We start from the raw sequence: 22,149 nt of genomic DNA, 5'->3' as shown, positions 1-22,149 counted from the left end.
CGGCTCAGTACATTCATGAAGCAACCCGCCCCTTGTTTCACCACCAAGCACAGGAAACTCACTGAAAATCAAGTGTTTATAGAAATTCTCGATAAAAAGCAAACCATTCTTCTCTTTGGGGAGGAATGGTTCCTTTTTAATAGAAAAGACCGCACTTTTTCAGAAAAATATGATAAAATAGACTCTGTACGTGCTTGATACAAAGATGAGGATATTTAAGGGTTAACGATTTTCAAATGCTTCATTTTGATGACGAAGATTTTTCGTAAACTACTCTTTTAATCATTGGATAGTGGCGACCCGAGAGAGTCAAATCGATGTTATTTGACGAGCGAGTTAGTAAAGCATTTAGCTAATTGCCTGATAGCGATTAGCGTGAAAGCCTTAGATGCTTTAGCATCAAGTCTTTCTAATGACAAACCGAAGGTTTGAGCGACCCGAGGGAGTCAAATCGATGTTATTTGACGAGCGAGTTAGTAAAGCATTTAGCGAATCGCCTAATAGCGATTAGCGTGAAAGCCTTAGATGCTTTAGCATCAAGTCTTTCTAATGATTTGAACCCGGTCGAAAAGCTGTGTAAAAAAGATAAACTGTCTTGCCTTCATCGAAGACTTGGTCAGTTTCCTATTTTTACTTTGCTTTTGACGTCCTTGGTATCTTGATTTTTGTAGGCAAGGCGTATAATTTATTAAATCCAAAGGGGATTAAAATGACAAAACAAGTGTTTCAAACGACTTTTGCGGGTCGTGAGTTGATCGTAGAGACTGGTCAGGTTGCTAAGCAGGCTAATGGCTCTGTGGTGGTTCGTTACGGTGAGTCAACTGTCTTAACTGCTGCCGTTATGTCGAAAAAGATGGCAACGGGAGATTTCTTCCCCCTCCAAGTCAACTACGAAGAAAAAATGTATGCGGCTGGGAAGTTCCCTGGTGGCTTTATGAAGCGAGAAGGTCGTCCTTCAACGGATGCGACCTTGACGGCGCGTTTGATTGACCGTCCTATCCGTCCCATGTTTGCGGAAGGTTTCCGTAACGAAGTGCAAGTCATCAATACGGTTCTTTCTTACGATGAAAATGCCTCTGCTCCAATGGCGGCTATGTTTGGTTCATCTTTAGCGCTTTCTATCTCAGATATTCCGTTTGACGGACCAATCGCTGGAGTACAAGTGGGGTATGTGGATGGCGAACTCATCATCAACCCGACTCAAGAGCAAGCAGAACGTTCACTTCTTGAATTGACCGTAGCTGGTACCAAACATGCTATCAACATGGTTGAGTCTGGTGCCAAAGAATTGTCAGAAGAGATCATGTTGGAAGCTCTTCTTAAAGGACACGAAGCCGTTAAAGAACTGATTGCCTTCCAAGAAGAAATCGTTGCTGCAGTTGGTAAAGAAAAAGCAGAAGTGGAATTGCTTCATGTAGATGCTGAATTGCAAGCTGAAATCATCGCAGCCTACAACAGCGACCTCCAAAAAGCGGTTCAAGTAGAAGAAAAATTGGCTCGTGAAGCTGCAACTCAAGCAGTGAAAGATCAAGTAACGGCTGTTTACGAAGAAAAATATGCAGACCACGAAGAATTTGACCGTATCATGCGCGATGTGGCTGAAATCTTGGAACAAATGGAACACGCTGAAGTGCGCCGTTTGATCACAGAAGACAAGGTGCGTCCTGACGGGCGTAAGGTCGATGAAATCCGTCCGCTTGATGCAGCAGTTGACTATCTTCCTCGTGTACATGGTTCCGGTCTCTTTACTCGTGGACAAACTCAAGCTCTTTCAGTTTTGACTTTGGCTCCGATGGGAGAAACTCAAATCATCGATGGTTTGGACCCAGAGTACAAGAAACGCTTTATGCACCACTATAACTTCCCTCAATACTCTGTAGGGGAGACTGGTCGTTACGGTGCGCCTGGTCGTCGTGAAATTGGTCACGGTGCTCTTGGTGAGCGTGCTCTTGCGCAAGTCTTGCCAAGTTTGGAAGAATTCCCATACGCGATCCGCTTGGTAGCTGAAGTCTTAGAATCAAACGGTTCATCTTCTCAAGCTTCTATCTGTGCGGGAACTCTTGCCCTTATGGCTGGTGGTGTGCCAATCAAGGCACCAGTAGCTGGTATTGCTATGGGTCTTATCTCAGATGGAAGTAACTACACTGTTTTGACAGATATCCAAGGTTTGGAAGACCACTTTGGAGATATGGACTTCAAGGTTGCCGGTACTCGTGACGGGATTACAGCTCTTCAAATGGATATCAAGATTCAAGGGATTACAGCAGAAATCTTGACAGAAGCCCTTGCTCAAGCCAAGAAAGCACGTTTTGAAATTCTTGATGTGATTGAAGCAACCATTCCAGAAGTTCGTCCAGAATTGGCTCCAACTGCACCGAAAATTGATACTATCAAGATTGATGTGGACAAAATTAAGATTGTCATCGGTAAAGGTGGAGAAACCATTGACAAGATTATCGCTGAAACAGGCGTTAAGATTGATATCGACGAAGAAGGTAATGTTTCTATCTACTCTAGCGACCAAGATGCCATTAACCGTACCAAAGAAATCATCGCTGGCTTGGTTCGCGAAGCCAAAGTGGATGAAGTTTACCATGCTAAGGTTGTTCGTATCGAGAAATTTGGTGCTTTTGTAAATCTCTTTGATAAGACAGATGCACTTGTGCACATTTCTGAAATGGCTTGGACTCGTATCAACCGTGTCGAGGACTTGGTAGCTATCGGTGATGAAGTTGATGTTAAGGTTATCAAGATTGATGAAAAAGGCCGTATCGATGCCTCTATGAAGGCTCTCCTTCCTCGCCCACCAAAATCAGAGCAGGACGAAAAGGGTGAAAAATCTGACAAACCACACCGTCCTCGTCATCACAAGGATCACAAACCTAAGAAAGAATTTACTATTACTCAAAAAGATTCAGAATAAAAGGAGAAGCGTATGGGATGGTGGCGTGAAACCATTGAAATTGTAAAAGAAAATGACCCAGCGGCCCGTACTTCTCTAGAGGTGCTCCTGACCTATCCGGGTGTCAAGGCACTGGCAGCCCATCGCTTGTCTCATTTGATGTGGACGCATGGTTTTAAGTTATTAGCACGAATGCATAGTCAGTTTTGGCGTTTTTGGACCCAGATTGAGATCCATCCCGGTGCTCAGATTGAGCCAGGTGTCTTTATCGACCATGGCGCAGGCCTCGTGATTGGCGAGACAGCCATCATTGAAAAAGGTGCCCTGCTCTACCATGGGGTGACCCTAGGAGGAACAGGGAAGGATACAGGGAAACGTCATCCAACCGTTCGTAAAGGTGCCTTGATCTCCGCCCATGCTCAGGTTATTGGACCGATTGAGATTGGAGAAAAGGCCAAGGTGGGAGCAGGAGCTGTTGTCGTTGCGGATGTTCCGGCAGATGTGACGGTGGTCGGCATTCCAGCTAAGATTGTGCGGGTGCATGGAGAGAAAGATGAGCCAACCATTCATGAAGTGGAAGGCAAGCGAGAATACTACCTAGACAAGCTAGAGCATGCTAAAGAACAGAGCCATCATTCGTCAGGGCTCTAGGAGGAAGCGCTATGATTCGCGTGAGACGGAAACTGGAAACAGAAGAGTCAGCAGCAGCCAAAAAGCTGATTGCACGCTGTCAAGACCTTGATGGAACTTTTCGGGATCCTTATCTCTCCAATAGACTTAATTTTGATCCAAACATGCCAGCTTTTTTCCTCTGTTATCGGGGAGCTATCTTGCTTGGATTACTGACGGTTTATGCAGACGACCAAGATGTGGAAGTGACCATTTTGGTTGATCCTGATCATCGTCGTCAGGGAATTGCGCGTGCGTTATGGTCTCGTTTTGAGAAGGAAACGGCGTCTTTTCCCATTCGGTCAGTGACTGTTCAGACAGAACGTGTTTTTCTAGAGCATCATCCTGATTTTATCAGTAACTGGGGATTGGTCGAGGAGGCAGAGACGGAAATCTGGCTAGGACGTGATCGGACTCCATATTTGCTGAATACTTTGATTAGCTTAGGTCTAATCATCTGGGTCTATCCCGCTAAGTGAAGGCGAAGCAGAACTAGAAAGGAAACACAAGAATGGCAGTATATTTTTACGGCTGTATCACCATGGATGGCTACTTGGCAGACAGCCAGTACAGGATAGACTGGCTGCATCAGCTTGGTTCTGTAGAGGATACAGGCTATGATGACTTTTACAGGCAAATGGATATCACCATCATGGGCAAGCGGACCTTTGAGGAAATCCAAGATTTGCAAGATGTAGAAAGTTTTTATCAAGCTACGGAAAACTATGTCTTTACGCATGATAGGCATCTGCCTGTCAGCAATTACCAGCCAGTAGCTGGGGATGTGGTGGACTTTGTTCACCAGATTGACAAAGGCAAAAATGTCTTTGTGATTGGTGGGAATTCCTTGGTAGGACCGCTTTTGGATGCGGATCTTTTCGACCACCTCATTATTCAGATAGCGCCCCTTATCCTAGGAAAGGGGGTTCCCCTCTTTACCCAAGAGGAAGGGCAGCGCTTTTACCAACTGGATAGCCTCAGACAATTTGGTCCTTTTGCAGAGCTGGTTTTCAGCCGAAAAATTCAGAAATAGAGAAGGGAGTGGACCGCATGATTAAAATCTATGATACCATGTCGCGTGGTTTGCGAGAATTTGTCCCTATCGAGGACGGCAAAGTTAAAATGTATGTCTGTGGACCGACAGTCTACAACTATATCCATGTCGGAAATGCTCGTTCAACCGTAGCTTTTGATACCATTCGTCGTTACTTTGAGTACCGTGGCTACGAGGTTAACTACATTTCCAATTTTACAGATGTGGATGATAAGATTATCAACCGTGCCAAAGAAGAAGGCATCACTCCTCAGGAAGTGGCAGACAAGTATATTGCGGCCTTTCGTGAAGACGTGACGGCCTTAGGCGTCAAACCTGCTACTCGCCATCCGCGTGTGGTGGAGTTTATGGATGACATCATCCGTTTTGTCGCTGACTTGATCGCAAAAGGCTATGCCTATGAGAGTCAAGGCGATGTTTATTTCCGGGTGGAAAAATCCCACAACTATGCTAAGTTGGCTAACAAAACACTGGAAGACTTGGAGTTAGGTGCTTCAGGTCGTACTGATGAAGAAACAGCTCGCAAGGAAAATCCTGTAGATTTTGCGCTATGGAAGGCTGCAAAACCAGGCGAGATTTCTTGGGACAGTCCTTGGGGGGCAGGTCGTCCTGGTTGGCATATTGAGTGTTCAGTCATGTCGACGGGGATTTTAGGCGACACCATTGATATTCATGGTGGTGGTGCCGACCTTGAGTTCCCCCACCACACCAATGAAATTGCCCAGTCAGAAGCCAAAACAGGCCAGACCTTTGCCAACTACTGGATGCACAATGGCTTTGTGAATATTGATAATGTCAAAATGTCCAAATCTCTTGGTAACTTTATCACGGTTCATGATGCTCTCAAAACCATTGATGGTCAAGTGCTTCGTTTCTTCTTTGCGACTCAACATTACCGTAAACCTATTAACTTTACGGAAAAGGCAGTGCGTGATGCCGAGACCAATCTCAAGTATCTAAAAAATACTTACGAGCAACCATTTTCTGGGACTGTAGATGCTCAAGAGTTACAGGACTTTAAAGATAAGTTTGTAGCTACTATGGATGAGGATTTCAACTCTGCCAACGGTATCACAGTTGTCTTTGAAATGGCTAAGTGGATCAACTCTGGCAACTATGATGCAACTGTCAAAGAAACTCTGGCAGCCATCTTAGAAGTTTTTGGGATCGTCTTTGTTGAGGAAGTTTTGGATGTAGACATTGAAGCCCTAATCCAAAAACGTCAAGAAGCGCGTGCTAATCGTGACTTCGCGACAGCAGACCGTATTCGGGATGAATTAGCCGCTCAGGGCATCAAGCTCTTAGACACTAAGGATGGAGTGAGGTGGACTCGTGATTGATGTCAATCTCATTAACGGGATTGCGCTAGCTTTTGAGGGAGATGCAGTTTACTCCATGTATATTCGCCGTCATCTCATTCTCAAAGGCATGACCAAGCCCAATAAACTCCACCAAGAGGCGACCAAGTATGTGTCAGCCAAGGCTCAGGCGCGCCTGATTGCCTTCATGTTGGAGGAGCAGGTCTTGACGGAAAAGGAAGAAGAAATCTACAAACGAGGTCGCAATACCAATAGCCACACAAAGGCTAAAAATGCTGATGTCGTGACTTACCGCATGTCCACAGGTTTTGAAGCGGTTATGGGCTATCTCCATATGACAGAAAATCTGGAACGTCTTGAGACCATAATTGCTTGGTGCATCCAAAAAGTGGAGGGCTAGGATATGATTGCAAAGGAATTACAAGACTGGTTTCCTGAAGCTCAGATTTCAGATCAGCCAGTAGAGAAACCGGGCTATCTTACTCTCCCTCTAGCTTCTCAGCAGTGGATATTACTGGAGGAAACTGGGCTCAGCGAGCGTGAAAAGCAGCTGGTTGCCCTTTTGACCCAGCAGGAGCAGGCTCGTTCGCTCAATCCTTGGTATCCCTACCTGATTGAGGGGAGGGGGCAGGCACCGCAAGCTTTCAAAAGATTCAGCTGGTTTATTGCCATCTTTCCTATTTCCAACAGGAAAATCTAGCCTCTTGGCTAGATATGATGCGGACCCTCTTTCCCAATTGCCAGACAGTGCTACAGGTCGGTGCTCAGGATTATGTATTTGTTCTTCAACAAGATAAGTACAGCTCTGTCCGCTCGATCTTATCTGATACGATTGAAGCGGTTGAGTATGACTTTGGCCTTCGTCTGTCTATCATGTTAGGCCAGGTTTGGTCTCTGACAGGCCATCAAGCCCTGTCAGACTTAATCAAAGCGGAGCGGGATTTGTTTAAGGCTTGGTGGCGTCAGGGTCACCAAGGTGTTCATACCTTTTCACAACTCTATCTTTGGAGTATGGGAGAAAGACTAGTGGACCTGAGAGTCATTAAAGGATGCCTGCACCAGATGATCTCGGATCAAGACCAGATTCAGGAAATCATTCTCTCTCTTTGGGAAAATAGTGCAGTCCTAACCAAAACAGCTCAGCAACTCTATCTGCACCGCAATTCTCTTCAATACAAGATTGATAAATGGGAAGAGTTAACAGGACTTCAGTTGAAGGAGTTGACGGATCTCACCTTGTGTTATCAATTGATTTTACCAGATATTCTTTAAAGTTTTGTGCAAGTTGCACAGAACTTTTTTATTTTTTTGGTCACCTTGCCATAGAAATATAAAGCGTTTTCATTTATAATAAAGCTATCAAAATACAAAAGGAGTTTACCTCGATGGTAGAATTAAATCTTAAAAACATTTACAAAAAATATCCAAACAGCGAACACTACTCAGTTGAAGACTTCAACTTGGACATCAAAGATAAAGAATTTATCGTTTTCGTAGGTCCTTCAGGATGTGGTAAATCAACAACTCTTCGTATGATTGCTGGTCTTGAAGACATCACAGAAGGTACTGCATCTATCGATGGCGTGGTTGTCAACGACGTGGCTCCAAAAGACCGTGACATCGCCATGGTATTCCAAAACTACGCTCTTTACCCACACATGACTGTTTATGACAACATGGCTTTCGGTTTGAAATTGCGTAAGTACAGCAAGGAAGATATTGACAAACGTGTTCAAGAAGCTGCTGGAATTCTTGGTTTGAAAGAATTCTTGGATCGTAAACCAGCTGACCTTTCTGGTGGTCAACGTCAACGTGTTGCTATGGGACGTGCCATTGTCCGTGACGCGAAAGTATTCTTGATGGACGAACCATTGTCAAACTTGGATGCCAAACTCCGTGTTTCCATGCGTGCCGAAATTGCGAAAATCCACCGTCGTATCGGGGCTACAACTATCTATGTAACCCACGACCAAACAGAAGCGATGACACTTGCTGACCGCATTGTTATCATGTCAGCGACTAAGAATCCAGCTGGTACAGGTACTATCGGACGTGTAGAACAAATCGGTACACCTCAAGAGGTTTACAAAAACCCAGTTAACAAATTCGTTGCAGGATTCATCGGAAGCCCAGCTATGAACTTCATCAACGTAAAATTGGTTGGTGATGAAATTGTTTCTGATGGTTTCCGCTTGAAAGTTCCAGAAGGTGCTTTGAAAGTTCTTCGTGAAAAAGGATACGAAGGAAAAGACTTGATCTTCGGTATCCGTCCAGAAGACGTGAACGCAGAAGAAGCATTCCTTGAAACATTCCCAGAATCAGTTGTCAAAGCTACGATCTCTGTATCAGAATTGCTTGGTTCAGAATCTCACCTTTACTGCCAAGTTGGTCAAGACGAATTTGTTGCAAAAGTTGATGCTCGTGACTACTTGCAAACAGGTGCAACAGTTGAACTTGGATTTGACTTGAACAAAGCACACTTCTTTGACGTAGAGACTGAAAAAACAGTTTATTAAGAAAGATACCTAAAAACTCCTGTTTGATATACTCCCCTTATAGTGGATAGTGAAAAAACAAAAATCACTAGAAACTATAAGGAGAGTTTTCGTATGTCTAAAAGAAGTCCAAAATCAATTGAAGAGAAGTTAGAGATTGTTCAACTTTATCTAGAAACAGGGTCAATCTATTAATCGTCTCACAAGGCAGTTTAGTGTTAATAAAACAACTATTCGAGACTGGGTGCGGAAATACAAGCAAGAAGAATTGGATGGTTTTAAAGAAAGCAGAACTTGGAAGAGATACAGTCCAGAGTTAAAGGGACAGGCTGTCAGAGATTATCTTGATGGTCGTAGTAGTTTGACTGCTTCAGAAAGTTTGAGAAAGAAGTCTCTCAAGGGCTTGAAAATCGTCGAGGAAAAGGACTTGAAAGCGAACCTCATTTAACTACAGAGGAAGAACTTCAGTTTAAAATCAAGCAACTAGAAGAACGGAATCGTTCCCTAGAAATGGAGGCTGGTCTCCTAAAAAGTTTAATGAGCTAGGACCGCGAAACCTGTGGTGAGATTAGGTAAATACCTTCCCAAATTTCAAGCAATTCATGAGTATGTTCAAGAATATCAGGGAACCCCTATCGGCCAATTGTGTCGCTTGCTCAAGGTCTCTCGTTCTGGTTATTACAAGCGGCTCCGTCATAAGGAGACGAGTCTGAAATCATCAATCAGAAACTGATGGAGACAATTCAAGGATTGCATATCAAATACAAGGGTATTCTAGGATATCGTCGTATGACAGACACGTTTTGAGAATCGGCTACTAGGTACTATAACAAGAAACAAATTCGCCGTCTCATGCGCATTTTAAGCATTTCTTCTATTGTTTGTCGTTCTCGAGGTTACTGTACCAAGCATCGTTTTATGAATATCGAAGAGAATATCCTTGATCGCGATTTCACAGCTGACGTCCTTAATCAGAAATGGTGTACGAATGTGACTTTCATGTAGTACGGTGTAGAGTGCAAGGTCTATTTGAGCGCCATAAAGGACTTTTATAACGGCTCGATTATTAGTAAACGATAACCCCTTGGTGATGGAGAATCTGAGAAAGCTAATCCGGATACAACTCCACTCATTCATAGTGATCGTGGATCACAGTATGCTTCACGAGAATACCGTATGGTAACCACCCAGTATCAGTCCCATGTTACGAGTGGGTAAATGTATTGATAATACGCTAATTAATAGCTTTTTCGGACATTTTAAAACAGAGTGTTACTACAAGACTTTTAAGGAGCTGACCACGGATATCGACGACTACATTCATTTTTACAATAACGAACGGTTTCAAGAGCGCAACAACGGCTTTGCCCCTCTTGAAATGAGGAACAAGGCCGTTGCTTAATCTTTTATTATTTCATTGTCCACTTGACAGAGGGCAGTTCAAGATGGGATTTTTAATGTTAGAGTAGGATAAGCAAAAACGTAATTAAAATTGCTAACGCCCCTCTTACAATATGATGTGACTTATTGAGCGAACCTTTTTGTCGACTATTCCAGTACGCGCCAAAACAGACGAGACCTGAACCGATGACCCATAGGGCAATAGTTGTAAGTGGAACGAAGTAAAAGATAGCTAGAGCCAGAGAGGTGAGGCAACTGCCGACCAAAATGCATTTATTTCCTAGACTGTAGTTCTTTTGTTTTATGGCTGAAAAAGCAGCAGCAAGGTGAAGCAGTGAGAAGGCGAGAGCTAATACGATTGTTAATATTCCTAAGATCATCGAAGTTAACATAGTTGGTCCCTTTCTGAGTTACAGGCTTAGTTATCAAGTGGAGTTGTAGAGGTCATCTCCATTACATCAAGGTAAAATCTCACCACTTGGTCTTCGGTATAGGATTTTCCTTTTTTTAGCCACCAAGTTAGGGTCTCGATAAAGTTCGTCACAACAAAATGCTGGAGGTAGGAGGTCGGAATGTTTGGATAGGCCTCTTGCAAGCTATCTGCCACCATGGGATAAACGTGGTGTTCGAGTTCCTTGTGTAGTTGGCGGAGGAAGTAGTCGTTTTTGGAAAAAAGGAGACTGGTGACATGGTCCTGGTTTTTCTGAAAATGTAAAAAGATATGTGCGAGGTAGTCCTCGGTAGTAAAGTGTCCTTCCCTTTCAAAGAGATGATGAAAGAGGTAGCGACAGAGCTCATCTAAAAGAAGTTCTTTGCTTTCATAGTGACAATAAAAAGTAGAACGTCCAACATCTGCTAGGTCAATGATATCCTGAACAGTAGTGGCATCATAGCCCTTGTCGTTCAAAAGTTGTAAAAAAGCTTGATAGATGGCTTTTTTAGTCTTACTGACTCGACGGTCTCTTTTTGGCATATAGACATTTGAGACAAACTGTTCAGAACTGAACATGGCTGACAGTTTGCTTCTGTCCTTTCTTTGGATTTTATTAGATAATACAAATATATACCCATTATACCAAAGGAGGGAGAGAAATGAGTTCTAAAACATCTATCTGGTTAGCTTTTTTCTTAAATTTAAGCTATGCGATAGTCGAGCTTATCGCAGGAGGAATCTTTGGTTCGAGTGCAGTTCTTGCTGATTCTGTTCATGACTTGGGAGATGCACTAGCCATTGGTATATCAGCCCTTTTAGAAACAATCTCAAACCGTGAAGAAGATAGGCAGTACACCTTGGGTTACAAACGTTTTAGTCTTTTAGGAGCCCTGCTAACGGCTGTGATTCTTATGATAGGGTCTGTCCTAGTGATTTTGGAAAATGTCACAAAGATTGTTCACCCGCAACCCGTCAATGAGAAAGGTATCCTCTGGCTGGGAATCATTGCAGTAGCCATTAATGTGCTAGCTAGTCTGGTAGTTCGTAAAGGAAAGACAAAGAATGAGTCTATTCTTAGCTTGCATTTTTTGGAAGATACTCTTGGTTGGCTGGCTGTCATTCTAATGGCGATTATCCTTCAATTTACAGATTGGTATATCCTCGATCCGCTTTTATCTCTGGTCATTTCCATCTTTATTCTAACAAAAGCTATTCCTCGCTTTTGGAGCGCACTGAAGATTTTCTTAGATGCTGTGCCAGAAGGGGTCGAGACAAGTGATTTGGAGAAGGATTTAGAGGCTCTACCCAATGTCAAAAGTGTCAATCAACTCAGTATCTGGTCCATGGATGGTCTAGAGAACAATGCTATTGTTCACATTTGTATCAAGGACTGGGAACAGATGATGGAGACCAAAAAAGTGGTACGTCAATGTTTAGAAGAAAGAGGCGTGCAGAATATCACTATTGAAGTGGATAGCAGTCAAAGCAATCATGCGCAACATAAGCGAAATCTCAAAAATATCAAATTCCTGTCTGGACATCATCATTGAGAATCAAAGAACCGACCTCTGATGAGATCGGTTCTTTGATTCTTATTCAACAGATTTTAAGGCTTCGAGCATGTTGACCTTCTTGAGCCAACGGTTCACAATAAAGCCTAGAGTAGTGAGGATTGCAACCACAATCGCTGCTGGAACAGCATAGATGCTCCAGCTGACTGCTGGGTTGAACATTACAGTATCTGGAGGGATTATACTTGCCATGTAATGATGGAAAGCAAATCCGAGACCAAATCCGACAAGAATACCGACAATGGAGAGGTAGATGGTTTCACGATAGATGTAAAGAGTGACCTCTTTATTGTAAAAGCCAAGAACCTTAATAGTAGAGAGTTCACGGATACGTTCGGCAACGTTGATATTGGTCAAGTTAAAGAGAACGACAATGGCCAGTAAAACAGATACAGCAATCAAGATTCCCATAACCCGATTAAGGGAATTAACAATGGTTTCAACTTGAGATTTAAGGGTCGTGTTTTGAACAACCCCTTGAACACTTTCAAGATCCATAAACTCAGTTGCCATATCCGCAACAAGCTGATTAGAGTGGTCGGTCAATGTGATTAGATGAGCATTGTCAGTGGCAACTTTTCCAAAAGCTTTTTCATAAGTTTCTTCATTCATAAAGATGAAATGGCTCATATACATTTCAGCAATTCCTGAAACGGTCAACTGCATGTCCTTGCCATCCTTGTCTTGAACAGTAAGGGTATCACCGACCTTGACACCAGTAAGATTAGCAATTTTTTCTGAGAGGATGATACCGTCTTGATCAAGTGACAGTTCCTGACCAGTCTTGCGGTCTTTTAGTTGAATGTAGTCACTAAAGTTGGCTTGGTCTTTATTTTGGATAACTAGGGCTGTGATTTCTTGATTATCCTTGTTGCGACCAGCTGTTTTGTGGAGCGTTTCGTAGTGTACTTGGAGGCGCTCTCTGACATTTGAATCCTTGAGAAGTTTATCGAGTTCTTCGCTCTCTTTTGGAGTTGTATTGGTATTGTGGGCGACAATCATATCATAGCGGATAATGTCTGTGAACTGACGATTGTTCAGGTCTGCAATCGAGCTTCGAATACCAAGTCCTGCAAAGAGGAGAGCGATAGAGCCACAGACTCCAAAGATAGTCATCAACATTCGTTGTTTGTAACGGAAGATATTTCGTGCAGTGACTTTCTGCGTAAAACTCATGCGTTTCCAAAGAGGCTTTATGCGCTCAAGGAAGATTTTAGAGCCAGCAGTCGGTGGTTTTGGAAGGAGGAGTTGGGCAGGTTTTTCTCCCAACTCTTTCTTAGCCACGAGGTAAGCAGGCAATACAGCAGAAAGGAGACCAAGCAGGATAGCAAGGAAGGATTTGACAGGGTAGAAGTGCAATTCCATCAGTGCTAGTACAATTTTTGACTTGTAGGTATTGTAGATGATACTTGGCAGGAGGGTGTGCCCTGCGATGATTCCGATTAGCGTACCTACCATACTCGTCACGAGTCCATAGATGACAAATTTACGGATGATGTCTTTGTCTTGGTAGCCCAGTGCTTTGAAGGTTCCTGCTTTGATACGTTCTTCTTCAACGAAGCGCCCCATGGTTACAAAGGTCACCAAGGCAGCGATGAAGTAGAGAACAACAGGAAAGATATTGCTGACGTTTTGGATAACGGATGCATTGTTTTCGTATGAAATGTATCCTTCAGATCCTGGGACTTCTCGACGGGTAAATACTTGATAAGTGGGTGTTGAGAGGAGATCCACACGCTCTTGGGCATCTTTCAGTTCGTTGCGTTTGCTTTCGATTTCTGGATCTGCTTTTTCCTTGGCTTCTTGGTACTCTTTTTCCTTTTGAGCAAAGATTTTTTGGGCTTCAGCTAACTCAGTTTCCTTTTGAGCTAAGGTTGTACGAGCGTCTGTTAGACGGACTTGGCCAGCCTGGAAGTCAGCTAATTTTTCCTGGTATGTAGCGAGACCTTCTTGATAGTTAGCTGTACCATTTTGATAAAGTTCTTCTTTTTCAGCCAAGTTTTCTTTGGCAGTATCTAGTGCTGTAGTTCCATTTTCATATTGTGAAAGTCCAGCTTGGTATTGGGCCGATTTTTCACGGAGCTCAGCTTGCTTCTGAGCTAGAGTTGCCTTAGCGACTTCCAGTTGTTGGCTAGCTTGATTGTATTCTTCTAATTTTTGCTGATAGCTTGTTTTCCCAACGGTATATTGATGGAGTTTTTCTTGGTATTGTGATTGGGCTTGACTAAGATCTGTCTCTTTTTGTGAGAGTTCCTTTTCTTGTGATTTTCGTTGCTCTTCGTCTTGAATAGTAGAAGGAAGGGCACGAAGAGTAGCTAGTTCGCTTGCTTGTGTTTCTAATGTTGTAGCCGTGCTATCTAGTTTATCTTTTGTACTATCTAGTTCGCTAGCAATAGTATCTAATTGTGTTTTACTTGCCTGAAGTTCAGTTTCTTTGCTAGCAATCTCTGCACCGGCTTGTTGGAATTGAGTTTGCCCTTGTTCTAGTTGGTCTTTGGCAGTTTGCAGTTGTTTAGCTGTTTCTTGGAGTTGAGCTTCTTTTTCTAAAATCTGAGCTTGTCCGTCTTGCAGTTGCCCTTGTGCTATTGACAATCGTGATTGGCTATCTTCTAGTCTGGCTTGTCCATCGGTTAGTTGACTTTGAGCACGATCAAGTTGAGCTTGGCCATCAGCCAGTTGCTCTTGTCCGTCTTGCAGCTGTTGTTGTCCCTCGGTGATTTTTTTCTGAGCTTCTTGGAGCTGATTTTGCCCATCTGTCAGCACTTGGACAGCATCTTGGAGTTGTTTATTTCCATCATCAATCTTGTCCTGAGCAGTTCGTTTGATCTCTGCCAAGCGTTTTTCAGGCTCGTTTACTATGAGTTTTTTGACATCTTCTTTTGCTGCGTAGAGCTTGTCTGTGTAAGTCTGGCTGTAAGGATTGAGGTCACGCAAGTTTTTGTAAGCAATCCGTGCAATCATATAGACATCGGAGTCAAATGTGTCCTCAGTCACGACAGCATAGCCGTGCAATTCACCGGAACCAGCTGTTGAACGTCCCATATTGACACGAGAGAGAATCTCGGAGGAGTTGACAAATCCTGTGATGGTAAATTGGTTGCGCTTGAGGACTGTTTGGCCGTTGGCACTTTCCTTTTCGGTGAAGTTAATGGTATCCCCTATCTTGTACCGTCCTTGATATGCAGCAGAGATGGCGATTTCATCACTTTTCTCAGGAAGTCGACCTTCTGCAATATCATATGTGGACAATTTTTTTGGTTTTGAGAAAAGTCGGAAAGCAGTGGAGCTGTCTTTGATAACCACATCTTTAAAGTATCCATACTCAACAGTCGCTTTATCTTGGAGACTTGCGAGTAGGTCTTGATCCGATGAATCAAGTCCGTAGTTACTGATGATAGCCAGATCAGCAGTTTTATGTTCGGCGAAAAAGTGCTGACCAGTCTCCTGCATGTTTGGGGTGGTGACTTTGAGACCGACTAGGGCAAAGGAGCCTAGCGCCATAAGAGAGGCGATGGAAACGGCTCGTCCTTTGGATTCGGAGAAGGCTTTTTTAACATCTTTCCAATAGGTTTTTTCACTCATTCAATATCCTCTTTCTAGTATTCCAAATCTTCGATTCTCTGAGGAGTTGGGTTGAGATCAATACTTTTGACTTGGGCGTCGTGCATACGGATGACACGGTCAGCAATTGGAGCTAGTGCGCCGTTGTGGGTAACAATGATAACCGTTGCTCCTTGTTCACGTGCCATATCTTGGAGAATTTTAAGGACTTGTTTTCCTGTATTGTAGTCCAAGGCTCCAGTAGGCTCATCACAGAGAAGGATTTTAGGATTTTTAGCAACAGCACGCGCTATGGCAACCCGTTGTTGCTCCCCTCCAGATAGCTGAGCTGGGAAGTTGTTAATCCGTTCTCTAAGACCGACATCGACCAAGGTTTGTTCGGCATCCTTGGCATCTTTGACGATTTCAGAAGCCAATTCCACGTTTTCCTTGGCAGTGAGGTTAGAAACCAAATTATAGAATTGAAAGACGAAACCAACATCATCACGACGGTAAGTTGTTAATTCCTTGCTATTATAGTTAGAGATGTCTTTTCCATCAATGATGACCTGTCCTTCGTCATTGGTATCCATCCCACCTAGGATGTTCAGGACAGTTGATTTCCCTGCCCCAGAGGAACCAAGTATAATGACCAGTTCGCCTTTTTCAATTTCAAAGTTGATATTGTTATTGGCGACGATTTCGACATCTCCTGTTTTGTAGCGTTTATATGAATTTTTCATTTCGATATAAGCCATGATTTTTTCTCCTTATGATTGTTCTTAATCGACAACCTGTTGTTTTTTTGATAACGGAGTCTATTATAGACAAATTGTTAAGTGGATACTACAACAAAAAACAACAATCTGTTGAAATAATGGAAGAAATTCAAAAAACGCCATTTTTTCCTTTTTGTTGAATCAAGTCAGGAGCCTATTGACATATTTAGAGAATGGCTTATAATAAAAAACGACAACAAGATGTTGAAATAAGGAGTAGCTATGCAACAAAGACAAACCACAACCAAAGTAGATATAAAAGAAGCTTTTATTCAGCTCCTAGCAACCAAAAGTGTAGAGGATATTTCTATCAGCCAATTAACAAAAAAGGCGGGAGTGAATCGTTCGACTTTCTATCTTCATTATTTAGACAAACAAGATTTTTTAGAGCAATTAAGGGAAGAAACCTTAAGAATTGTTCGCACGATTTTGAGAAAAGAGACCTTCAACCAACAGGAAAGACTTGAAGAGGTTTTACTCTACTTCAGGGAAAATATTTCTTTTTTTCTGAGATTGCCCAGAATCCGATGTTTCATTTTTCGGACAATATCCGTACCTTTCTTTTAGGTATGATTGAGTCAACGCCTCGGTCGCGTACTATAATTGTGGATGCCTATCATATGCCTGAACGTTATGCTGTCACTATGTATGTATCTGGCTTGACAGGGCTTATCGTGGACTGGATTGTCAATGGTGCACAGGAAACTCCACAACAGTTGACGAAGATTATTCTTGATTCACCGGGGATGGAATGGTTTAAGGAAAAATAGTCTGGAAATCGTTTAGAAAGGGAAAATCAGATGAAGATATTTGTAGCAGGAGCAATCGGTTGTGTGAGTCACTATTTTTAATAGAGAATCTCTTAGCAGATGGATATAAAGTCTAACAGGAACTAAAGACTTGACAAGATTCAAGAAAAAGAGCAACCAAAGGCGGCTGAGTTAGATTTAGGACAAGTATAGAAAAATGAAAGACATACAGAAAACTTGTGTTATACTGGAGAGACTAGGAAAAAGGAGTAAAAAATGGCAACAACAATCAAGTATAAATGGGCGAGTCTCGGAACTGGCGTGATTGCCAATGAACTGGCGCAGGCTTTGGAAGCCTTAGGAGGAAAACTCTATTCGGTTGCTAATCGAACCTATGATAAGGGAGTGGCATTTGCTGAAAAATACGGAATTGAAAAGGTCTATGAGAGAATCGATGATGTTTTTGAGGATCCCGAAGTAGACATTATCTACATTTCGACTCCGCACAATACTCACATTCAGTACCTACGCCAAGCACTGACTGCGGGTAAACATGTGCTTTGTGAGAAGTCCATTACCCTCAATAGTGAAGAGTTAGAGGAGGCTGTTAAACTGGCGGAGGAGCATCAGGTTCTATTGGCAGAAGCTATGACCATTTTTCATATGCCTCTCTATCGTAAGCTCAATGAGATAGTGACAAGTGGCAAACTGGGATCTCTAAAGGTTATTCAGATGAATTTTGGTTCCTATAAGGACTATGACATGAGCAATCGTTTCTTCAATCGAAGCTTGGCTGGAGGTGCCTTGCTGGATATCGGTGTATATGCACTTTCCTTTGTCCGCTGGTTTATGACTTCCCAGCCCACTCAAATACTGTCACAAGTTAAGCTGGCTCCAACAGGAGTAGATGAGCAGGCAGGTATTCTCTTGACAAATGAAGAGGGAGAAATGGCGACCGTCACTCTCAGCTTACATGCCAAACAGCCAAAGCGAGGCATGATTGCTTTTGACAAGGGCTATATCGAGATTTATGAGTATCCTCGTGGTCAGAAAGCCATGATTACCTATGCAGAAGATGGGTCACAGGAGATCATCGAGGTTGGAGAAACTGCAAAAGCACTTCAATATGAAGTTTTAGATATGGAAGCGGCCATTTCTGGGCAAGAAGATCAGCTCTACCTGAACTATAGCCGAGATGTGATGGCACTCATGACGCAGTTACGAAAAGACTGGGGCTTGATTTATCCAGAGGAAGAATAAAGCCATATTATTCATATAGAAGGCAACGAAAGAGATAACTTTCAAAAGTATTTGACTACTGATATCGATTGACATGAGAAAGGATCTCTTTCTATCTTGTATAAACAATAGTGAGAGTTAGAATTGAATGGAAAGATAAGAACTCCGTATATCGATCATACTATGACAATAGCTGATTGATTGTAGCAATTTTAGGCTTGACAGAAAATCAATACACCAATATGTGGCAGAGTAAAAGTGCCACTGGCCTTCCTTGGATAAAGCCTAACGTGCTGGAGCATCATCGGTATAAAACCGGACGTTCAGATCATTATATTGTCCTGCTTATAGTTTTTATCAGTGAGCATCTTGAGGTTCTTCTTAGAAGGTAGGGAGCTTTGTGAGGTGCTGGCTGTCGTCTATACGTGGGTCGTCAATGACCGATAAGGATTCTCCTTTGCTTAAAACTCTTCTTACGAACAATTGAAAAGACCTGAATGGGGGTGTATGTCCACTATTGAAAGAGTTTTGGTAAGCTGGCTGTACCTGAGGAGGATACAGAGTAGATTCTAGAAGAAGTAGGATTGATTGACAAAAATGAGGCTGGGACAAAAGTCTAACCTTAAATATAAAAAGCGAACAAAACGAGTTATCTGACATTCAGAATTCGGTCTTGTTCGCTTTTTTGTCTAATCTATCGATTTTAAAAATTTAGAATAAAGAATTCCTAAAATCAAAATCTTTTTATCCCAGGCTCATTTTTGTATGGAGCCGGAATTATTCATATGAGATATGGATACTCACTGAAATCTATGGTAGATAGAACTGCTGCTCTATCCCCCTATCTTTACCCAAATAGTGAAAATAAAAAACAGCTTATACTCTTCAAAAATTTCTTCAAACTACGTCAGCGTCGTCTTGTCGCGCCCAAGTACAGCCTGCAGCTCACTCCTTAGTTTGTTGATGATTTTCATTGAGTATAAGATTGATAGCTGGATTTGTAGAAACGAGGTAATAGGTGACCTGGGCTTGCGGGTCACTGATGGGAATCACTATGCGGTCGTCTCTAATCGGATGCATCTTTTTGCTGTAATCGGTGGTAAAGCGTGGGAGGTTGGAATGCTGAACCAATTCTTCGAATTCAAAGCGGTTGGTTTGAACCAGAAACTTGGAAGCTGGCATCTGTTCATGCACCAAATCGTTCCAAAAACCAATCTGATTCATGAGGAGGAAATTGTAGCCATTGAGGTCATGAAAGGTCATCTGGTCATAATCAGCTAGGGCATGGTCTTTTGTGACGGCGATAAAAAGATTTTCTTTCAGGTAGGGCAAGCAGTGAGTTCCCTCTTTCTCATAGGGATAGGGGAGAATGGCCAAATCAACCGTTTTATTTTCCAGGCTAGCCAAGACCTCTCCTTCCTTTCCAATCTGTTGGTGGAGGTGCTTGTGGGGAAAAGAAGCACTCAGCTGAGGAAGCAATTCCCAGAGTGGGGCTGGAGCGACAGAAGCGACACGGATGGTCTTGAGGCTCTGGTCAAATTGGTGCACTTCCTTAATGCCCTGCTGGCTGGTTTGCAAGATTCGACGAGCGACGCTGACTGCAACTTCCCCTGTTTCATTTAGTGCAATGCGGTTGGCAGTACGGTCAAAAAGAGTCACGCCAAAATCTTCTTCTACATGTTGCATGGCACGAGAAAGGGAGGGGGTTGAAATGTGAAATTTCTCTGCAACTTTGGATAGGGTACCTAATTCTTTAAAGGCAACCAGTTGCTCCAGTTCTTCTAAGTTTAGCATGTCGTCCTCCTTTTAGTTTTCATTTTTTGAAAACTAGTTTCCTGTATTACTAGTGTACAATATGAGAGTCTCGTTGTAAACTAGAAACATCAAAAGAATACAGGAGTTCACAAATATGTTCTACAAAACTTTAAATAACCATGTCAAAATGCCCCAACTTGGTTTTGGTGTTTACCAAACCCCAGTGGATGAAACAAAACAGGCTGTTCTTGAAGCTATTGAGGTCGGTTATCGCTCCTTTGATACGGCCCAAGCCTATGGCAATGAAGCAGGTGTCGGTCAGGCCATTCAGGCCTCTGGTTTGCCACGCGAAGAATTCTTCATCACGACCAAGATCTGGATCACCAACGCGGGTTATGAGAAAGCCAAGGCCTCTATCGCAGAATCCTTACGCAAATTGCAAACCGACTATATCGACCTCTTGCTCATCCACCAACCCTTTGGCGATTACTATGGCAGTTACAGAGCCATGGAGGAAGCCTACAAGGCTGGGAAAGTAAGAGCTATCGGGGTTTCTAACTTTTCTCCAGACCGTTTCATTGATCTGCAGCACTTTGTAGACATCAAGCCTGCCGTCAACCAAATCGAAACCCATGTCTTTCAACAGCAAAAGTTAGCCAAAAGCTATTTGGATAAGTACCATTGCCAGATCGAGTCTTGGGGGCCTTTTGCCGAAGGGCGCAATGACTTCTTTAACACCCCTGTCTTGAAAGTGATTGGTGACAAATACGGCAAGTCAGTCGCCCAAGTCGCTCTGCGTTTTTTGTTGCAAAGTGACGTGGTCCTGATTCCCAAGTCAGTCCGCAAAGAACGCATGCAGGAAAACTTTGATATCTTTGATTTTGCATTAACCGAGGAGGACATGCAGGCTATTGCGGCTCTGGATCAGGAAAAATCGCTTTTCTTTGACCATCAAGACCCTGAGACGGCGGAGTTCTTTATGACGCTAGCCGATAAGTAAACAGGTAAAAGGAGAACCATGAAAAACAAATCCTTTCTTATCATTTCTGGCCTACTCATGGCCTTTACCTCACTGTCGACGGATGTTTATTTGCCCGCTATGCCCACTATGGAAAAAGAACTGGGTGGACAAGTGGAGTTGACGGTGACCAGTTTTTTGGTAGGCTTTGCCCTAGCCCAGTTGGTCTGGGGGCCTATCAGTGACTGGATCGGGCGGAAAATCCCTTTGTATGTAGGGCTTGTGGTCTTTATTCTTGGGTCTTTTTGGGGTGCCCTGTCGACGGATATGACTCAAGTTATCATCTGGCGGGTCTTTCAAGCTTTTGGAGCCTGCGTGGGGCCAATGTTGAGTCGGGCCATGAGTCGCGACCTGTTTGACAGTCGCGAAGCTGCCCAAGTGCTATCGACCCTCATGATTATCGCAGCAGTGGCCCCTATCCTAGGCCCCTTTATCGGTGGCTTTATCGTTAGTTTTACGAGTTGGCATGTGATTTTTTACTTTATGGCGCTGGCTGGGCTCCTCATGCTCTATGGGGTTTACCGCTTGCCTGAGACCTTGCCAAAAGAAAAAAGAGGACACATGAGTCTGCTAAGGTCATTTAGCAACTACGGGCAACTCTTGACCAATCGCTCTTTTATGCTCTACACGCTCTGTGTAACCTTTTACTATGTGGGCGCCTATGCCTTTATCACAGGTTCTTCCACGGTTTACATCACCTATTTCCATGTGCCTGAACAGGATTACGGCTTTTTGTTCGGGGTCAATGTCTTAGGAATTGTTGGGCTCAATCTCTTTAACAGACGTTTGGTGGAGCGTTTTTCACTGAGGTTCTTGTTGCGTTGCGCTAGCGTCATCGCTCTCTTAGCTAGTCTGGCCTTGTGGGGCCTCAATCTGGGCAATGGTTCGAGTATCTGGACCTTGGCCATCCCTGTCTTTTTCGTCTTTAGCATGAATGGGATCATCGCTGCCTGTAGCAATGCGGCGGCTCTGGCCTTTGTCTCTGATGAGATGACAGGCTCCGCTTCGGCCTTACTCGGTTCCCTCCAATACGGGAGTGGAATTCTCTCGTCAGCACTTTTGGCAAGTTTTGCAGCGACGAACGGCCACCCTGGCGCTATGGTGACCATCATCTTGGTCTCTGTTGCCCTCGCCTTCTTGACGACCTTGGTAGCCAAAAATGTTCCACAGACCCCAAAAAGTGTCTGCTTTGGTCAAGCTAAGTCGATTTGATTGCAAATAATGA

At 43.3% G+C, this 22,149-nt stretch carries 19 protein-coding genes and 3 pseudogenes; 17 read left to right on the top strand and 5 right to left on the bottom strand.

What is annotated here, in order from left to right:
• The 10 genes and pseudogenes from SORDD16_RS11465 to SORDD16_RS10385 all read left to right on the top strand — a co-directional run.
• The coding region (locus tag SORDD16_RS11465) for a hypothetical protein (RefSeq protein ID WP_241733935.1) at positions 1–198 on the top strand (198 nt) is incomplete at its 5' end.
• Positions 199–709: 511 nt separating this feature from the next.
• On the top strand, positions 710–2,923 hold the full coding sequence (pnp, locus tag SORDD16_RS00400) for a polyribonucleotide nucleotidyltransferase (RefSeq protein ID WP_061451911.1): 2,214 nt from the start codon (positions 710–712) through the stop codon (positions 2,921–2,923).
• Positions 2,924–2,935: 12 nt separating this feature from the next.
• Complete coding sequence (cysE, locus tag SORDD16_RS00395; RefSeq protein ID WP_061451910.1) at positions 2,936–3,553, top strand: serine O-acetyltransferase; 618 nt, start codon at positions 2,936–2,938, stop codon at positions 3,551–3,553.
• 11 nt (positions 3,554–3,564) lie between these two features.
• Positions 3,565–4,029 (top strand): annotated as a pseudogene (locus SORDD16_RS00390) (GNAT family N-acetyltransferase); the annotation flags it as partial.
• A 53-nt stretch (positions 4,030–4,082) separates the two neighbouring features.
• The gene (locus SORDD16_RS00385; RefSeq protein WP_061451909.1) at positions 4,083–4,604 is read left to right on the top strand and encodes a dihydrofolate reductase family protein; all 522 of its coding nucleotides are present in this window, start codon (positions 4,083–4,085) and stop codon (positions 4,602–4,604) included.
• 17 nt (positions 4,605–4,621) lie between these two features.
• Positions 4,622–5,965 (top strand): cysteine--tRNA ligase, encoded by a 1,344-nt coding sequence (gene cysS / locus SORDD16_RS00380; RefSeq protein WP_061451908.1) that lies wholly within the window; start codon positions 4,622–4,624, stop codon positions 5,963–5,965.
• Positions 5,958–6,344: a Mini-ribonuclease 3 gene (locus SORDD16_RS00375; RefSeq protein WP_061451907.1), complete on the top strand. Its 387-nt coding sequence runs from the start codon at positions 5,958–5,960 to the stop codon at positions 6,342–6,344. The genes cysS and SORDD16_RS00375 overlap by 8 nt, the downstream gene beginning before the upstream one ends.
• 3 nt (positions 6,345–6,347) lie before the next feature.
• Positions 6,348–7,216 (top strand): annotated as a pseudogene (locus SORDD16_RS00370) (helix-turn-helix domain-containing protein).
• A gap of 113 nt (positions 7,217–7,329) precedes the next feature.
• Positions 7,330–8,460: an ABC transporter ATP-binding protein gene (locus tag SORDD16_RS00365; protein WP_061451906.1), complete on the top strand. Its 1,131-nt coding sequence runs from the start codon at positions 7,330–7,332 to the stop codon at positions 8,458–8,460.
• Positions 8,461–8,553: 93 nt separating this feature from the next.
• A pseudogene (locus SORDD16_RS10385) lies at positions 8,554–9,841 on the top strand (IS3 family transposase).
• Positions 9,842–9,899: 58 nt separating this feature from the next.
• On the opposite strand, the gene SORDD16_RS00355 reads toward SORDD16_RS10385, so the two are convergent.
• A complete protein-coding gene (locus tag SORDD16_RS00355; RefSeq protein WP_061451904.1) occupies positions 9,900–10,232 on the bottom strand; it encodes a hypothetical protein in 333 nt (110 codons plus the stop codon).
• 26 nt (positions 10,233–10,258) lie between these two features.
• Positions 10,259–10,813 (bottom strand): TetR/AcrR family transcriptional regulator, encoded by a 555-nt coding sequence (locus SORDD16_RS00350; RefSeq protein ID WP_061452258.1) that lies wholly within the window; start codon positions 10,811–10,813, stop codon positions 10,259–10,261.
• Positions 10,814–10,932: 119 nt separating this feature from the next.
• Here SORDD16_RS00350 and SORDD16_RS00345 point away from each other — a divergent pair, with 119 nt between their 5' ends.
• Positions 10,933–11,823, top strand: coding sequence for a cation diffusion facilitator family transporter (locus tag SORDD16_RS00345; RefSeq protein ID WP_061451903.1), 891 nt, complete (start codon positions 10,933–10,935; stop codon positions 11,821–11,823).
• A 42-nt stretch (positions 11,824–11,865) separates the two neighbouring features.
• Here the strand turns inward: SORDD16_RS00345 and SORDD16_RS00340 are convergent, their stop codons facing one another.
• Together SORDD16_RS00340 and SORDD16_RS00335 are read right to left on the bottom strand one after the other, a co-directional pair.
• Positions 11,866–15,426 carry an FtsX-like permease family protein gene (locus tag SORDD16_RS00340; RefSeq protein WP_061451902.1) on the bottom strand — a complete coding sequence of 1,187 codons (3,561 nt, stop codon included), beginning with the start codon at positions 15,424–15,426 and terminating at the stop codon, positions 11,866–11,868.
• Between the two features lie 14 nt (positions 15,427–15,440).
• A complete protein-coding gene (locus SORDD16_RS00335; protein ID WP_061451901.1) occupies positions 15,441–16,142 on the bottom strand; it encodes an ABC transporter ATP-binding protein in 702 nt (233 codons plus the stop codon).
• Between the two features lie 243 nt (positions 16,143–16,385).
• Here SORDD16_RS00335 and SORDD16_RS11460 point away from each other — a divergent pair, with 243 nt between their 5' ends.
• From SORDD16_RS11460 to SORDD16_RS12235, 4 genes are all read left to right on the top strand, one after another.
• Positions 16,386–16,730: a TetR/AcrR family transcriptional regulator gene (locus tag SORDD16_RS11460; protein ID WP_241733934.1), complete on the top strand. Its 345-nt coding sequence runs from the start codon at positions 16,386–16,388 to the stop codon at positions 16,728–16,730.
• Positions 16,691–16,933: a TetR-like C-terminal domain-containing protein gene (locus tag SORDD16_RS11455; protein ID WP_347230199.1), complete on the top strand. Its 243-nt coding sequence runs from the start codon at positions 16,691–16,693 to the stop codon at positions 16,931–16,933. Before SORDD16_RS11460 ends, SORDD16_RS11455 begins: the two co-directional genes overlap by 40 nt.
• Positions 16,934–17,188: 255 nt before the next feature.
• Positions 17,189–18,172 (top strand): Gfo/Idh/MocA family protein, encoded by a 984-nt coding sequence (locus tag SORDD16_RS00325; RefSeq protein WP_061451900.1) that lies wholly within the window; start codon positions 17,189–17,191, stop codon positions 18,170–18,172.
• 176 nt (positions 18,173–18,348) lie between these two features.
• Entirely contained in the window at positions 18,349–18,543 is a 195-nt protein-coding gene (locus SORDD16_RS12235; protein WP_128973443.1) for a ferrochelatase, read from the top strand.
• 553 nt (positions 18,544–19,096) lie between these two features.
• Here SORDD16_RS12235 and SORDD16_RS00320 read toward each other — a convergent pair.
• Positions 19,097–19,945, bottom strand: a complete 849-nt coding sequence (locus tag SORDD16_RS00320; RefSeq protein WP_061451899.1) for a LysR family transcriptional regulator — start codon at positions 19,943–19,945, stop codon at positions 19,097–19,099.
• A 115-nt stretch (positions 19,946–20,060) separates the two neighbouring features.
• Here SORDD16_RS00320 and SORDD16_RS00315 point away from each other — a divergent pair, with 115 nt between their 5' ends.
• Together SORDD16_RS00315 and SORDD16_RS00310 are read left to right on the top strand one after the other, a co-directional pair.
• Positions 20,061–20,906: an aldo/keto reductase gene (locus tag SORDD16_RS00315; RefSeq protein ID WP_061451898.1), complete on the top strand. Its 846-nt coding sequence runs from the start codon at positions 20,061–20,063 to the stop codon at positions 20,904–20,906.
• Positions 20,907–20,924: 18 nt separating this feature from the next.
• Positions 20,925–22,136, top strand: a complete 1,212-nt coding sequence (locus SORDD16_RS00310; protein WP_061451897.1) for a multidrug effflux MFS transporter — start codon at positions 20,925–20,927, stop codon at positions 22,134–22,136.
• The last annotated feature ends 13 nt before the right edge of the window (positions 22,137–22,149 follow it).

Source organism: Streptococcus oralis (assembly GCF_001578945.1).
In the GTDB taxonomy this organism is placed as follows: Bacteria; Bacillota; Bacilli; order Lactobacillales; family Streptococcaceae; genus Streptococcus; species Streptococcus oralis_Q.
This window is presented reverse-complemented; position numbering and strand designations above follow the sequence as displayed.

What these genes read in the sequence shown, in the direction of transcription:
- pnp (WP_061451911.1), top strand. Translation starts at nt 710, where the DNA reads ATGACAAAACAAGTGTTTCAAACGACTTTTGCGGGTCGTGAGTTGATC.
- cysE (WP_061451910.1), top strand. Translation starts at nt 2,936, where the DNA reads ATGGGATGGTGGCGTGAAACCATTGAAATTGTAAAAGAAAATGACCCA.
- SORDD16_RS00385 (WP_061451909.1), top strand. Translation starts at nt 4,083, where the DNA reads ATGGCAGTATATTTTTACGGCTGTATCACCATGGATGGCTACTTGGCA.
- cysS (WP_061451908.1), top strand. Translation starts at nt 4,622, where the DNA reads ATGATTAAAATCTATGATACCATGTCGCGTGGTTTGCGAGAATTTGTC.
- SORDD16_RS00365 (WP_061451906.1), top strand. Translation starts at nt 7,330, where the DNA reads ATGGTAGAATTAAATCTTAAAAACATTTACAAAAAATATCCAAACAGC.
- SORDD16_RS00355 (WP_061451904.1), bottom strand. Translation starts at nt 10,232, where the DNA reads ATGTTAACTTCGATGATCTTAGGAATATTAACAATCGTATTAGCTCTC.
- SORDD16_RS00350 (WP_061452258.1), bottom strand. Translation starts at nt 10,813, where the DNA reads ATGCCAAAAAGAGACCGTCGAGTCAGTAAGACTAAAAAAGCCATCTAT.
- SORDD16_RS00345 (WP_061451903.1), top strand. Translation starts at nt 10,933, where the DNA reads ATGAGTTCTAAAACATCTATCTGGTTAGCTTTTTTCTTAAATTTAAGC.
- SORDD16_RS00340 (WP_061451902.1), bottom strand. Translation starts at nt 15,426, where the DNA reads ATGAGTGAAAAAACCTATTGGAAAGATGTTAAAAAAGCCTTCTCCGAA.
- SORDD16_RS00335 (WP_061451901.1), bottom strand. Translation starts at nt 16,142, where the DNA reads ATGGCTTATATCGAAATGAAAAATTCATATAAACGCTACAAAACAGGA.
- SORDD16_RS11460 (WP_241733934.1), top strand. Translation starts at nt 16,386, where the DNA reads ATGCAACAAAGACAAACCACAACCAAAGTAGATATAAAAGAAGCTTTT.
- SORDD16_RS11455 (WP_347230199.1), top strand. Translation starts at nt 16,691, where the DNA reads ATGTTTCATTTTTCGGACAATATCCGTACCTTTCTTTTAGGTATGATT.
- SORDD16_RS00325 (WP_061451900.1), top strand. Translation starts at nt 17,189, where the DNA reads ATGGCAACAACAATCAAGTATAAATGGGCGAGTCTCGGAACTGGCGTG.
- SORDD16_RS00320 (WP_061451899.1), bottom strand. Translation starts at nt 19,945, where the DNA reads ATGCTAAACTTAGAAGAACTGGAGCAACTGGTTGCCTTTAAAGAATTA.
- SORDD16_RS00315 (WP_061451898.1), top strand. Translation starts at nt 20,061, where the DNA reads ATGTTCTACAAAACTTTAAATAACCATGTCAAAATGCCCCAACTTGGT.
- SORDD16_RS00310 (WP_061451897.1), top strand. Translation starts at nt 20,925, where the DNA reads ATGAAAAACAAATCCTTTCTTATCATTTCTGGCCTACTCATGGCCTTT.